Source organism: Niveispirillum fermenti (assembly GCF_052474395.1).
Window position 1 is genome coordinate 177,150 of sequence record NZ_CP156679.1, and the last position, 14,581, is coordinate 191,730.

Genomic DNA, 14,581 nt, shown 5'->3' on the forward strand with positions numbered 1-14,581 from the left:
GGTTCCGGCCCGGCGGCATCACAGCCACCAGCGGCCGCCATTGACGATGATGGTCTGGCCCGTGACATAGCGGCCTTCATCGCTGGCCAGCAGGGCCACCATTCCGGCGATATCCTCGGGCTCGCCCAGGAAACCGACGGGAATGGCGGCAACGGCCTTGCGCGCCTCTTCCCCCGCACTGCGATCCAGCGCGCGGGTGCGGACGGGCCCCGGGCAGACGGCGTTGACGGTCACGCCATGGGGCGCCAGTTCACGGGCCACGGCGCGGGTGAAGCCGATGATGCCGGCCTTGGCGGCGGCATAATCATGGCTGCCGACGGGGCCGATCACGGCCAATTCCGACGACATGTTGATGATGCGTCCCCGTCCGCGCGCCACCATGCCCGGTGCGGCCAGATGCGAGAAACGCATGGTGGTGAAAAGATTGACCTCCATCACGAAGCGCCAGACCTCCTCCTGCGACTGGAGGAAGCTGGTCTTGCGCTCCCGCGCGCCCTGGCCGACATTGTTGACCAGGATGTCGGCTGGCCCCAGGGCGGCGTCCGCCGCCGCCATGAAATCGGCGGCCTGCGCCCGGTCGGTGCAGTCCGCAGCGCGGGTGAAGACCCGTGCTCCGGCGGTTCCCAGTTCCGTCTGCAAGGCCGTCAGCGGCCCTTGCTCCAGGTCGATGACGGCCAGCGCCGCCCCTTCCGCCGCCAGCCGCAGGGCGCAGCCCCGGCCGATGCCGTTGGCGCCCCCCGTGATGATGGCGACGCGGCCTTCCAGGCGTTTCATGGCGTCCGCTCCCTTGGTCCTTTTCGCTGTTCCAGCAGTGCCGCCGGGCGATCCGGCGCGCAAACGAGTTTTATGCATCGTCATGAGGGGTGGTCATGGGCCGGCCGGCGCGGCTGGGGGTGATCGCGCATGATCCCCCCTCATGCCGCGGGCCGATAATTCGGGCCGGCCCCTGGCGCCAGCGGGTGCTAGGCTGGTGGAAAGCAGGGAAAGCGTGGGAAGGGGGAGGACGCATGCATAATGGAAGGGCGGGTGGCGTTCCTGCCGGCACGCGGACCATGGCCGAACAGGATGCCTGGCTGTCGCAGATGCGGGAGGAGGTGATCGAGCCGGACCTGCCCATCATCGACGCCCACCACCACATGTGGGACCGGCCGCCGGAAAGCTACCAGTTGCCCGAACTGCTGGCCGACACCGGGTCGGGCCACGATATCCGGGCCACGATCTTCGTACAGTGCAACGCCATGTACCGCGCGGACGGCCCGGAGGTGATGCGGCCCGTGGGGGAGACCGAATATGTGAACGGCGTCGCGGCGGCCAGCGCCAGCGGCACCTATGGCGCACGGCGTCTGTGCGCCGGCATCGTCGGCTTCGCCGACCTGCGGCTGGGGGCAGGCGTGGGGCCGGTGCTGGATGCCCATATCGCAGCAGGTGGGGGACGGTTCCGCGGTATCCGGCAACAGGCCCAGCACGATCCCGTCCTGGGTTCCCTCAGCCGTCTGTCTCCGCCGCCCGGCCTGCTGGCCGACGCCGCCTTTCGGCGTGGCTTCGCGGCGCTGTCCCCGCGTGGCCTGTCCTTCGATGCCTGGCTCTATTTCACGCAATTGCACGAACTGGCCGATTTGGCGGCCTGCTTCCCCGATACGCTCATCATCCTGAACCATGTCGGCGCGCCGCTGGGCATCGGGCCCTACGCGGGGCGCCGGCATGCGGTGTTCCAGGAATGGGCGCAGGGCATGCGGGTGCTGTCGCGCCTTCCCAACCTCTGCGTGAAGCTGGGCGGGCTCGGCATGCCCTCCTACGGGTTCGGCTTCCATGAACGGACCGTGCCGGCCAGGTCACCCGAACTGGCGGCGGCCTGGCGTCCCTATGTAGAAACATGCATCGACCTGTTCGGGGTCGAACGCTGCCTGTTTGAAAGCAATTTTCCCGTGGACCGGCAATCCTGTGCCTACCGCACCCTGTGGAACGCCTTCAAGCGTATCGCCGCGGGCTGCACATCTGCGGAAAAGGCGCTGCTGTTCGCCGGCAGCGCTGCGCGGATCTATCGCCTGCCGCCGGTCTGAAGATCCCGGCCCAAAGGGGAGGCGAAGCCCTTTCCAATGACGATGAGCAATGCTCATCCCCTGCCGCACAAAACTCGATTCCGGTCACGCCCCTGCCGCCATACCTTTCAATGGCGCCGAAATGGGAATGCCATTGTATTCAACAGGCAGGCACGGCGCATTTTCCCAAAAAACAAGACGCCGCAAGCGAAGAACATCAGGGAGGAAAAGTGCCCATGCGCACCATCTGTCACTGCGCGCGCAGCGCGTTCCGGCGCTCCACCGCCATCGCCCTTCCCGTCATGCTGGGGTGGCTGGCCGTGCCTGCCGCGGCCCAGGCGCCGGTTGCCGGCGCCGCCACCGGCCTGCTGGAGGAAATCATCGTCACAGCGCAGAAGCGCAGCCAGAACCTGCAGGACGTGCCCATCGCTGTCACGGCCGTCACGGCCAACATGCTGGATGTGGCCGGCACCTATAATGTTCTGGACCTGGAAAAGATATCGCCGGGCCTGCAGGTCTATCAGACGGGTGCATCGGTTCTGCCCTTCATCCGCGGCATCGGGTCCAACCAGTCCAATCCCGGCTTTGAAAGCCCCGTGGCCGTCTATCTGGACGGCATCTATCAGGCCAACAAGGGCGGCAACAGCTTCGATCTGGCCAATATCGAGCGGATCGAGGTGCTGAAGGGCCCGCAGGGCACCCTGTTCGGGCGCAATGCCACGGGCGGCGCCATCAACATCATCACCAAGGATCCCGGTTCCCGCCCTCGGATCGAGGCGGAATTCGGCTATGGCCGCTTCAACGAGAAGCGGGCCCGCGCCTATGCCGACGGGCAGGTGACGGACACGCTGTCGGCCTCCCTGGCCTTCACGGGCCGCTGGGACGACGGCTATATCGACAATATCTATCTCGACAAGAAGGCCAACCCCTCCGAAAACATGGTGGGGATGGCCAAGCTGGTCCTGAAACCGAACGACAATTTCACGGCCCGGCTTTCCGGCTCCTATTATTACCATGACAGCGCAACCTTCCTGTCGCCGCATGTCCTGGCGGGCACGCTCCCGACGGCGGCCGGTGCCGGCTATGCGCCTGTCTACGGCAAGTACGAAACGGCGACCGCGCATGATACCGGGGTGACCAACAAGGGTTACCGCGGCACGTTGAACATGGATTATGATTTCCAGGACATGCGCCTAGTCTCCTACACCGGCTATGTCAAGGGATCGTCGCGGACCCTGTCCAGCAGCGACATATCGGAGGCGACGATCGGCTATTCCGGCAGCCGCAACCAGCCGGGCGAGCAGTTTTCCCAGGAGCTTCAATTCCAGTCGACGGGCAGCGACCGGTTCAACTGGATCGGCGGGCTTTACTACATGTGGTTCAGGGAAGGGTTCGACAACCTGATTTCCACGTCCAACGTGCCCTCGCCGATCCGGCCCATCGACCTGACCCGGCCGGGTGCCAGTGTCACGGCCTTCAACTCCTACATCACCACCAACGCCTATGCCGCCTTCGCGGAGGCCAACGCGCAACTGACAGACGATCTGCGCGTGACGGCGGGCCTGCGTTACAGCAGCGAGAAGAAGGCCGCCGACGGGGAGATGTTCCGTTTTGCCGCCGTGCCCTACACGGGCAGCCCCGGTGAGGATTTCTATAATACCGTGTTGGAGCCGGCCGGTGACAATCTGGCCTTCGGCAAGACGCCGCTGGCCGCCATGGACCTTGCCAAGACCTTCGACAAGCTGACCTGGCGCCTGGCGCTGGATTACAAGATCGATGACGATGTCATGGCCTATGCCAGCTATAATCGCGGCTTCAAGAGCGGCACCTATAATCCCAGCGTGGTCAGCCCCGCGCAGGTGCCCGTCAGCCCGGAAATCCTGGATGCCTATGAAATCGGTGTGAAGACGGAATTGCTCGACCGGCGCCTGCGCCTGAACACGGCCGCCTTCTACTACGACTATTCCAACATCCAGGTCGGCCTGATCTCGGCGGCCGGTGTCACGACGGTACAGAATGCGGCCTCGGCCCGTGTCTATGGCCTGGATGTCGACCTGACGGCCATGTTGTCGGATCGGCTGACCATGCGCGGCGCCGTCAACCTGCTGGACAGCAAATACAAGAACTACGCCAGCGCGCAGATATTCCTGCCGCGCACCGGTGCGGCCTGTTCGGCACCGCCGCCCGCCATTTCCTATGATCAGGCCAAGACGCTGGCGGCCGCCCCCAAGCAGCCGGGAAGCTGTTCCTATGCGTTGAACGCGACCGGGCTGGACCTGATCTTCGCACCGAAGATCAGCGCGAACATCGCGCTGGATTATGAGGTGCCGCTGGACCAGGCGCGGCTGGTGCTGACCGGGGCGCTTTACTACAATGGCGGCTATGACATCGTGCCGGGCGGCCTGTTCGGCCGTATCCCGTCCTATGAGGCGCTCAGCCTGTCGGCCACCTATCATGCGCCGGGCGACCGTTATTTCGTCCGGCTGTGGGGCGACAACCTGACCGACAGCGATCACCCGATCTACATTTCCCCGCAGGCGCTGGGCATCCAGGAGGTCAATGCCCGACCGCTGTCATTTGGCGTGACCGTGGGGTTCAAGTTCGGCGATTGACGGACGGCGCGCCCCGTTTTGCCTGAAAACAAGGCCGCGGCCCCGGTGTACGGGTTGCCGCCCGCCGGGGCCGTCATGTGCCTCCCGGACCCCGGCTGTGCCGGTGATCCCCCGGGAAGGACATGACGGCCCGGCGATGAGCCCGCCTCATGCGGGCGTCCCAAAAGTGGTTTGCCGGGCCTTGCCCCGCATCGGCACTTTCCGGGCGACCTTTTGAAACCAAACGAGATATCTGGAGTTGGACCATGGCCGCAGCACAGGTCGGTAAATCGGTGGAGGAGATGATCCTCGTCCGGCTGGAGGAACGGGCCGAAGGGGGCCGCGTGGCCTATGTGACGGTCGACAATGTCGAAAAGCACAATGCCCTGCCCGTGGAAGGGCGGGCGGCCCTGGCGCGGACCATGCGCGGGCTTGCCGTCGATCCGGAGCTGCGCTGTGTCGTGCTGACGGGTGCGGGCACCAAATCCTTCATCGGCGGGGCCAATATCTCCGAGATGTCGGAATTTCCCGACCATAACATTGCCGAGAACGGCAGTGCGACGACCCATGCCGCCTGTGACAGCGTGCGGCGCATGCCGGTCCCCGTCATCGCCCGTATCGCCGGCTATTGCCTGGGTGCCGGGATGGAGATCGCCACGGCCTGCGACATGCGGGTTGCGGCGGACAATGCGAAATTCGGCATGCCGGAGGTCCGCTACGGCGTGCCGTCGGGTATGGAGGCCTGCCTGATCCCCACCCTGGTCGGCTGGGGCAAGGCGCGGGAGCTGGTCTATACCGGCGATATCATCGATGCGCAGGAAGCGTACCATTTCGGCTATATGGAAAAGCTCGTCCCGCTGGAAAAGCTGGATGAGCAGGTGGAGAAATGGGTTCGGTCCATCTGCATTTCCGGCCCCCGCGCCATCCGCCTGCAAAAGGAACTGATCCGCGACTGGGAGCAGATGTCGGTGGCCGACGCGGTCCAGGCCGGCATCCGGTCCGTCGGCCGCGCCCACACGACCGACGAGCCGCGCCGTCTGATGACCGCGTGGCGTGAGCAGCAGCGGCTGAAGAAGCTGGCGCGGCAGCAGCGGGGGGAATGAGGGATGGCCCCCCCCGACCTGTCGGCCCTCTCCCTGCCGCCGGCCCGGCTGCTGGCTGATTGCCGTGCGGCCCTGCTGGCGGCCGGCCAGTATCTGGCCATGGCGCGCCATCGCCTGGGTCGCCGTGTGGCGCCGGAGGGACAGGTCGATGCCGGTCTGCTGACCGTCCATCAGCATGCCGCCCATGGCCTAGCCTGGATCGCCACCTATGTCGCCAGCTTGCGCGCCCTGCTGGACTGGGCGGTGGCGCTGGAGGCGCAGGGGGCGCTGACCCCGCCGGAACGGCTGATCCTGTCGGCCGGCTTTGCCGAATATCTTGCCCAGATGGCAGGCGGCATTCCCATGGGCCAGGGAGAGTTCGCCCGGCCTGCCGACCTGGATCTGGGGACCGAGGCCGCCATGCTGTGCGCCAACCCGGCCTGTGCCCGGCTGATGGCCGACGGCAACGGCCCGGCCGTGCGTACCGCGCTGGCCGCCCTGCTGGCCGATGGCCGGTTCGGCGATCCCCGGCATGATGACGAAGTGCTGGGCATGATGGCGGCGCAATTGCGCCGCTTCGTGGCCGACCGGGTGGCCCCGTTTGCCCATGGCTGGCACCGCGACAATGCCTATATCCCGCTGGACATCATTGCGGAAATGGCGGACCTGGGCGTCTTCGGCTTGACCGTGCCGGAGGAATGGGGTGGGTCCGGCCTGGGCAAGCTGGCCATGTGCGTCGCGTCGGAGGAATTGTCGCGCGGCTATATCGGGGTCGGTTCCCTGGGCACGCGGGCGGAAATCGCGGCCGAACTGATCCGGCTGGGCGGTACCCCGGCGCAGAAGGAATGCTATCTGCCGCCCATCGCCCGTGGGGCGTTGCTGCCTACCGCCGTCTTCACCGAGCCGGATACCGGTTCCGATCTTGCCAGCCTGCGCACGCGGGCCGAACGGGTGGAAAAGCCGGATGGCAGCCGCGTCTGGCAGGTGACGGGCAACAAGACCTGGATCACCCACGCCGCCCGCGCCGACATCATGACCCTGCTGGTCCGGACCGACCCGGCGCAGACGGGCTATAGGGGCCTGTCCATGCTGCTGGCGGAAAAGCCGCGCGGTGACGATGCCAACCCGTTTCCGGCCACGGGAATGAGCGGTGGTGAGATCGAGGTGCTGGGTTATCGCGGCATGAAGGAGTTCGAGATCCGGTTCGACCGGTTCGAGGTGCCGGAGGCGAACCTGCTGGGTGGTACGCCGGGCCAGGGCTTCAAGCAATTGATGGAAACCTTTGAAAGCGCGCGCATCCAGACGGCGGCCCGCGCCGTGGGCGTGGCACAGGATGCGCTGGAGGCGGGGCTGGGCTATGCCCTGGACCGTCGCCAGTTCGGCCAGCCCCTCATCCATTTCCCCCGCGTCTCGGGCAAGCTGGCCTGGATGGCGGTGGAAACCATGATGGCGCGCCAGCTTTCCTATGCCGCCGCACGGGCCAAGGATGGCGGCCGGCGCTGCGACATGGAAGCAGGGATGGCCAAGCTGCTGGCTGCCCGCGTCGCCTGGAGCAATGCCGACAATGCCTTGCAGATCCATGGCGGCAACGGTTTCGCCCTGGAATACCGGGTCAGCCGCCTCCTCTGCGACGCGCGCATCCTGTCGATCTTTGAAGGGGCGGCGGAAATCCAGGCGCAGGTGATCGCGCGCGGCCTGCTGGGGCGGGACGCGGCCTGACCGGGGGCGTTCCGTTCTCCGCTCGGCCAGATTGAAGGGGTGAAGCATCAATGACCGATGAAACGCCGGCGCCCGTCCGCATCGACCATGACGGCCCCGTCGCCACCGTCATGCTGGACAGGCCCGACCGGATGAATGCGCTCGACCTTGCCATGCGCCGGGCGCTGGCGGCGGCCTTTGCCGGGCTGGCCGCGGACCCGGCCGTCCGCGTCATCATCGTGACGGGCGGGGACAGGGTTTTCGCGGCGGGGGCCGATCTGCGGCTGCTGGCGGACAAGGGACCGGCGGCCGTGCGCGACCTTGGCCTGCCCGACCTTTGGCGGCCGCTGGCCGATTGTCCCAAGCCCGTTGTGGCTGCCGTCGCGGGCCCGGCGCTGGGTGCCGGGTGCGAACTGGCACTGATGTGCGACATGATCGTGGCCGACCGCACGGCCCGCTTCGGCCAGCCCGAGGCGCGGGTCGGCATCATGCCCGGGGCCGGCGGCACGCAACGGCTGGTCCGTGTGCTGGGCAAGCATGTGGCCAGCCATCTGCTGATGACGGGCGGGGTTCTGGACGGCGAGCGGGCCTGCACGCTGGGCCTTGTCTGCGAACTGGCCGATGATGGCGCCGTCCTGGTCGTGGCGCGCCGGCTGGCGGACAGGGTGGCTGCCATGCCGCCGCTGGCACTGGCCGCCATCAAGCGCACCCTGGCCACGGGCGCCGACCTGCCGCTGCCGGCGGCGATGGCGCTGGAGAACAGGGAATTCCTGCTGCTTTTCGATACGGGTGACCAGAAGGAGGGCATGGCCGCCTTCCTGGAAAAGCGGCCGCCCGATTTCAAGGGAAGGTGAGGAACCATGACCAGCGAGATCATCGGTGTCGTCGGCGCCGGTGTCATGGGCCGGGGCATCGCCCAGCTTTTCGTCAGGGCCGGCCATCAGGTTTGCCTGCATGACAGCCGGGAGGGTGCCGCCACGGTCGCGCGCGCGCATGTGCTTTCCATGCTGGACAGGCTGGCCGCCAAGGGGGCGATGACGCAGGCGGATGTGCGTGCCGCGGCCGGACGCCTGCTGCCGGTGCCGGACCTGTCCGGACTGGCCGGCTGCACCCTGGTGGTGGAAGCCATTGTGGAGGATCTGGAGGCCAAGCGTTCCTTGTTCGCGGCCCTGGAAGGGATTGTCGGCGAGGGGTGCCTGCTGGCCAGCAACACCTCATCGCTGACCGTCTCGGCCATCGCTGCCGGCTGCCGCCATCCGGCGCGGGTGGCGGGGCTGCATTTCTTCAACCCCGTGCCGCTGATGCGGATCGCCGAGGTGATCCCCGGCCTGCTGACCGACCCGGCCGTTGCGGACAGGCTGGCGGCGCTGGTGGCGGGGACCGGCCATCGTGCCGTCCTTGCCGCCGACCAGCCCGGTTTCCTGATCAACCATGCCGGCCGCGCGCTTTATACCGAGGGGTTGCGCCTGCTGGAGGAGGGGGTTGCCGGGGTGGCCGATATCGACCGCATCCTGCGGGACACGCTGGGCTTGCGCATGGGACCGTTCGAACTGCTGGACCTGACGGGCCTGGACGTGTCGGGCAAGGTCATGCAGTCCATCTATGAGCAGTTCCAGCATGATCCGCGCTATCGCCCGTCCTCGCTGGTGCCGCCGCGCCTGGCCGCCGGGCTGCATGGTCGCAAGACGGGACGGGGCTTCTACGCCTATGATGACGGGATGAAGCAGGAGCCACCGGAAATGCCGGTCCCGGCCGCCATTTCCGGCACGGCCTGGGTGCAGGATGGCGATGGTGCCGCGACGTTGCGCGCCCTGCTGGCCGCCGGGGGGGCCGCCCTGGCCGATGATCCGGCGGCGGCCGATATCCTGTTCACCCTGCCCTGGGGGATGGATGTGACGGGGGTGGCGGCCGCTGCCGGCCTGGAGGCCGCGCGGCTGGTCGGTGTCGATCCGCTGGGCGGGCTGTCGGGCCGGCTGGTGCTGATGGCGTCACCCGCGACGGACCCGGCCTTGCCGGTCCGGGCCCGGGGCTGGCTGGCTGCCGCGGGGCGGCAGGCAAGCCTGATCGCCGACAGCCCCGGCTTCGTCGCCCAGCGTGTGCTGGCCATGATCGTCAATACCGGTTGCGACATCGCACAAAGATCCATCGCCGCCCCGGCCGATATCGATGCCGCCGTGCGCCTGGGGCTGGGTTATCCCCTGGGGCCGCTGGAATGGGGCGACCGGGTTGGCGCGGCGCGGGTCCTGTCGATCCTGCAAGGGCTTCTGGCCGTCACGGGCGATCCCCGCTACCGGCCCAGCCCGTGGCTGCGCCGCCGCGCCCTGCTGGGCCTGCCGCTGACGGAGGCGTGATCCATGGAGACATTGTTGATCGACATGCCGCTCCCCGGTGTCCGTCGCCTGCGCATCGACCGGCCGGCGGCGCGCAATGCCATCGATGCCACCACGCGGGCGGCCCTGCGCGGGGCCGTGGCGGCTGCGGCGGGCGATCCTGCCGTGCGGGCGCTGGTCATCGCGGGCAATGGCGGCCTTTTCTGCGCGGGCGGCGACCTGGCCAGCCTGTCGGGGCTGGACTATGATGCCGCCCTGGCCCGCATGCGCGACGGGCATGGGCTGGTGGAACGGCTGTGGCATTTCCCCAAGCCGGTTGTGGCGGCCGTGGAACGCTATGCCATTGGTGCCGGCGCGGGGCTGGCGCTGCTGGCCGACCGGATCGTGATGGGAAGCGATGCCGTGCTGGGCCTTCCCTTCCTGAAGCTGGGCCTGGTGCCCGACTGGGGATTGATGGCGACCCTGCCGCGCCGTGCCGGCTGGCCCCTGGCCTGCCGGCTTCTCCAGGATGCGGGCAGCCTGTCGGCCGAAGCCGCCCTGGCGGCCGGTGCCGCCGACGCCGTGGCCGCCCCCGATGCCGTCATGCACGATGCATTGGCAGCGGCGGAACGGCTGGCGGCCCTGCCATCGGCGGCCTTTGCGCTGCTGAAGGCTCGGATGCGGGCAGGCGGGCTGGACCTGCCGGCGGAGGCGCAGGCGCAGGCCCTGTGTCTGGCCGGGCCGGAATTCGCGGAGGGTTACGCCGCCCTGCGTGAACGGCGCCCGCCCCGTTTCCATCCCGGCTGACGGATATCCGCCGTGCCGTACCATATCCCGGTGAGTGCAACTCACTGGGATCCGGTATCAATCCTCCGGCGCGATGGTGACGCGCATGCCGTCCAGCGCCGGGGTCAGCGACACCTGGCAGGACAGGCGGGAATTGTCCCGACGATGGTCGCTGCTGTCCAGCAGGTCGTTCTCGTCCGGTCCGACGGGCGGCAGCACCGGGGTGAAGGCCGGATCGACATAGACATGGCAGGTCGCGCAGGAACAGCAACCACCGCACAGGGCCAGCAGGTCGTCAAAGCCATTGTCGCGCAATATCTCCATGACCGACAGGCCCGCATCCCCTTCCACGGTCCTTTCTTCGCCCTGTCGGGTCGTGACGATCAACCTTGGCATCCTGTTCCCCTTCTTGTCGGCCGCTATCATGACCGGTTGTCAGCAGATCGTTACCAGCACGGCCCCATTGCTGGCAACAATATGCTGCGGTCCTGCGCCGGTCAGGCCGCAGGGGCGGGAAGGGCGGCGATGGTCCCGGCATGGCGGCTCACCGCCGCCCAGCCTTCCGGCGCATCGGCCAGCAAGGCATCGACCAGACCCGCGGCCTGATCATGATCACCCTGGATCAGGGCCTGTTCGATCCGTCCCGCCAGATGCTGCATCCGGCGCAGCCCCATGTTGCCGGCCAGGGAGATCATGCTGTGCGCTTCCCGCCGCAAATGGTCCCAGTTGCCTTCCCGGCGGAGGGTGTCCATCCGGGCGGTACGGTCTTGTGCGGCTTCCAGAAACTGTTCCAGCATCCGGGTCAGTTGAGGCGCGCTGGTGAAATCCAGCAACCTGTCCAGCACGCCGGTTTCCATTATGGATGGCAGGCCGGTATCGTCCCTGCTCTCCTCCTCGCCGCCTGCCCCTGGTTTGCCAGGTTGCGCCGTTGCGCGCGGATGCTGGCCGGCCCAGCGCGACACCGCCTGGCGCAGCGTCGCAGGGGCATAGGGCTTGGAGATATAATCGTCCATGCCGGCCTGCAGGTAGGATTCGCGCATGCCGACCATGGCGTTGGCGGTGACGGCGATGATGGGGGTCCGGTCCATGCCGGTCTGGCTTTCCTGGGTGCGGATCAGGCGGGTGGCTTCGATGCCGTCCATTCCCGGCATCTGGACATCCATCAGGATCAGGTCGTAGCGGCAGGCACCGGCAGCGACCGTCGCTTCCATGCCATCACCCACCAGATCGACGCTATAGCCGTCACGCTCAAGGATCAGGCGGGCCACGTTCTGGTTCACCGGATTGTCGTCGACCACCAGCACGCGCTGACGGCGGTCGGTGGGCGTTGACGGTGCGGCGGCAGGCGTCGGGATGGGTTCGCCGAACAGGCGGCCCAGTGTTTCGCGCAAGGACTGGATGCGGACGGGCTTGGGAATGACGGCGTCGAAGGCGTCGGCAGCGGGGTCGCCCGTATCCAGCCGCCCGGAGGAGGTGACCAGCACCAGCTTGATGCCCGCGAAACTGGGATGGTTGCGCAGCCAGCGGCCCAGCGTGTCCCCGCCCATGCCCGGCATCATATGATCGATCAGGATCACCTTGGGGCAGGTGCCTTCCCGCAGACCCCGTTCCAGTTCCGACATTGCCGTCGGGGCGCCATTCGCCGTCACGGGGAGCATACCCAACTGTTCAAGCTGCCGGCCCAGGATGCGGCGGTTGGTTTCCACATCATCGATCACCAGTGCGCGGTGTCCCTTCAACTGTTTCGGCAGTTCCTTGGTGTCGGGCGGTGCCGCGGCCGCTGGCGGCAGGGCCAGTGTGAAGCTGAAGCGGCTGCCTTCGCCCGCCTGGCTCTCGACCTGGATGTCCCCGCCCATCAGGTCCAGCAATTGCCTGCAGATTGTCAGGCCCAGGCCTGTGCCGCCATAACGGCGGGTGATGGAATTGTCGGCCTGACTGAATTTCTGGAAAAGCTGCTCCATCTGCCCGACCGTCATGCCGATGCCCGTATCGGTCACGGTGAAGCGCAAGGCCGTATGCCCCGCTGCGGTGCCGACTGCACTCTCATCGGTGCGCACATCGATGGTGACACTGCCGCTTTCCGTAAATTTCACGGCATTGCCGGCCAGGTTCAGCAGGATCTGGCGCAGCCGGGTCGGATCGCCGCGATAGGCCCTGTTGACGTCTGGCGCGATATCGGCATTCAGCGAGATGCCCTTCTGCCGCGAACGCGGCGCCAGCAGGGCCACGACCCCGTCCACCATGTCTGCCAGCAGGAAATCGATCGTCTCCAGTTGCAGCTTGCCCGCCTCCAGCTTGGAGACGTCCAGAATGTCGTTGATGATGTAGAGCAGCGCGTCGGCGCTGTCGCGAATCGTCTCCGCGTATCCCTGCTGCTCGGGTGTCAGCGCCGTATCCATCAGCAGGCCCGCCATGCCGATGATGCCGTTCATCGGCGTGCGCACCTCATGGCTCATATTGGCCAGGAACTCCGATTTGGCCTGATTGGCGCGTACTGCCTCGCCACGTGCAGTCTCGGCGGATGCCGCGGATGCCTCTGCCACGCGGCGGGCCCGGTCCAGGTCGGCGGCCAGGGCCTGCAGGTTCCGGGCCTGGTCGCCCAGCCGGTCGCGCGCCGCGCGCAGTTCCTGCTCCTGCGCCACGCGCTGCCCGACTTCACGGGTGGCCGACACGATGCGCTGTCCGGCCCGCGCATCGGCGGCCAGGGCGAATGCCGTTTCCACCCAAATCCAATGCCCGTCGCCATGGCGCATGCGATAGGTCACCGGCGGGCAGGGCATGCCGGCCAGCAGGATTGACAGGCCACGTTCCAGCGTTTGCAGATCATCTTCATGCACCCGGTCCTGCGGCGCGCTGCCCACCAGTTGCTCGGGTGGATGACCCATCATCCAGGTGGCGGTCGGCGACACGTAGAGATAGGTGCCGTCCAGGGCGTGCAGGGCCACCACGTCGCTGCTCTGTTCAGACAGCAGCCGGTATTGCGCATCGCGGGTTGCCAGTTCGGATGCCTGACGCTGCAGGTTGCCGGCCATTTCGTTCACGGCGTCGGCCAGGCGGCCGATCTCCCCGGGACCGGACGGCGCGCGCAGACCCAGTTCGCCTTCGCCCAGCCGCTGCACCGTGCGTGCAAGCTGGCGCAGCGGGTCCAGCACGGTGCGCGACAGACCCAGGTAAAGGGTCAGGATGGCCAGCACGGCCAGCAACAGAACCATGCCCATATGGCGCCGGAATTCCGTCGTGGCATTGGCCAATACCTGCGCGCGGGGATAAGAAATGATGATGTGCATGGCGCCGTTATCCACGGACGCGAACCCCATCAGCCGGTCCACCTCGTCCAGCCCCGGCCCGGTCCAGACACCGCTTTCATGGGTCATTGCCTCCCGGACGAAGGGCAGGTGATCCAGCCGGGTGCCGTCGAGCCCGCGCACCACGGGATAGCGCATCAACAGGGCCCCATCGGCATCCAGCGCCATCAAGGTGGCGCCGGGCGCGCTGGCCAGCGTCCGGGTGGCCAGATCCTCCAGCCCGTCCGTCAGGGCGCCGATGACGGCGACGCCCACCACATGCCGGTCCTGGTCCAGGATAGGCTGTGCATGCACCATGATAGGGCGCCCGCTGACGCGGGAGCGGAGATAGCCGCTGGTGACGGGCACGCCCGTTGCCAGAACCTTCTGGAAATAATCGCGGTCACCCAGATTGACCTTGCTGTCATCCTCCGCCGTGGAACAGACGATCGAACCGTCGGGACGGGCAATGAAGATATGTGACAGCCACGGCTGTATGCTGCGCAGGGTCAGCAGGCTGTGCTGGCAATCCTGGCGCGGCAGGCCGGCGATGCGGGTGGCGACGACATTCACCATCCTCTGCAATCCCAGGATCAGTTCCGTATGTTCACTGGCAGCAAAACGGGCCAGATCCAGGGCGTGGACCATCATCTGCCGTTCCGCGTCGTTGCGCCGTGACTGGTTCTCCACGATCAGAATGGCGGCAAGGGCGGCAATCACCGTTGCCACCAGCAATATCAGGCGCCCGCGCAAGGTGAGGAAATGTACCGCCATAGTGGGTTTGATCCAGGG

General features: G+C 67.1%; 10 protein-coding genes. 7 read left to right on the plus strand and 3 right to left on the minus strand.

Going from position 1 to position 14,581, the window contains the following annotated elements; genetic code table 11:
• Positions 1–18 precede the first annotated feature (18 nt).
• A complete protein-coding gene (locus ABC728_RS05245; RefSeq protein ID WP_445376372.1) occupies positions 19–774 on the minus strand; it encodes an SDR family NAD(P)-dependent oxidoreductase in 756 nt (251 codons plus the stop codon).
• A gap of 233 nt (positions 775–1,007) precedes the next feature.
• Between ABC728_RS05245 and ABC728_RS05250 the strand changes: the two genes are divergently transcribed.
• The 7 genes from ABC728_RS05250 (at position 1,008) to ABC728_RS05280 (ending at position 10,526) form a co-directional block, all read left to right on the plus strand.
• Complete coding sequence (locus ABC728_RS05250; RefSeq protein ID WP_416621321.1) at positions 1,008–2,060, plus strand: amidohydrolase family protein; 1,053 nt, start codon at positions 1,008–1,010, stop codon at positions 2,058–2,060.
• A gap of 215 nt (positions 2,061–2,275) precedes the next feature.
• The gene (locus ABC728_RS05255; RefSeq protein ID WP_416621322.1) at positions 2,276–4,651 is read left to right on the plus strand and encodes a TonB-dependent receptor; all 2,376 of its coding nucleotides are present in this window, start codon (positions 2,276–2,278) and stop codon (positions 4,649–4,651) included.
• A 245-nt stretch (positions 4,652–4,896) separates the two neighbouring features.
• A complete protein-coding gene (locus ABC728_RS05260; protein WP_416621323.1) occupies positions 4,897–5,733 on the plus strand; it encodes an enoyl-CoA hydratase-related protein in 837 nt (278 codons plus the stop codon).
• 3 nt (positions 5,734–5,736) lie between these two features.
• Positions 5,737–7,431: an acyl-CoA dehydrogenase family protein gene (locus tag ABC728_RS05265; RefSeq protein ID WP_416621324.1), complete on the plus strand. Its 1,695-nt coding sequence runs from the start codon at positions 5,737–5,739 to the stop codon at positions 7,429–7,431.
• Between the two features lie 50 nt (positions 7,432–7,481).
• A complete protein-coding gene (locus ABC728_RS05270; protein WP_416621325.1) occupies positions 7,482–8,264 on the plus strand; it encodes an enoyl-CoA hydratase-related protein in 783 nt (260 codons plus the stop codon).
• Positions 8,265–8,270: 6 nt separating this feature from the next.
• Positions 8,271–9,761 carry a 3-hydroxyacyl-CoA dehydrogenase gene (locus ABC728_RS05275; RefSeq protein ID WP_416621326.1) on the plus strand — a complete coding sequence of 497 codons (1,491 nt, stop codon included), beginning with the start codon at positions 8,271–8,273 and terminating at the stop codon, positions 9,759–9,761.
• Positions 9,762–9,764: 3 nt separating this feature from the next.
• Positions 9,765–10,526: an enoyl-CoA hydratase/isomerase family protein gene (locus ABC728_RS05280; RefSeq protein ID WP_416621327.1), complete on the plus strand. Its 762-nt coding sequence runs from the start codon at positions 9,765–9,767 to the stop codon at positions 10,524–10,526.
• A 57-nt stretch (positions 10,527–10,583) separates the two neighbouring features.
• Here ABC728_RS05280 and ABC728_RS05285 read toward each other — a convergent pair whose 3' ends face one another.
• Positions 10,584–10,901, minus strand: coding sequence for a 2Fe-2S iron-sulfur cluster-binding protein (locus tag ABC728_RS05285; RefSeq protein WP_445376373.1), 318 nt, complete (start codon positions 10,899–10,901; stop codon positions 10,584–10,586).
• A 101-nt stretch (positions 10,902–11,002) separates the two neighbouring features.
• Entirely contained in the window at positions 11,003–14,563 is a 3,561-nt protein-coding gene (locus tag ABC728_RS05290; RefSeq protein WP_416621329.1) for a response regulator, read from the minus strand.
• Positions 14,564–14,581: the final 18 nt, after the last annotated feature.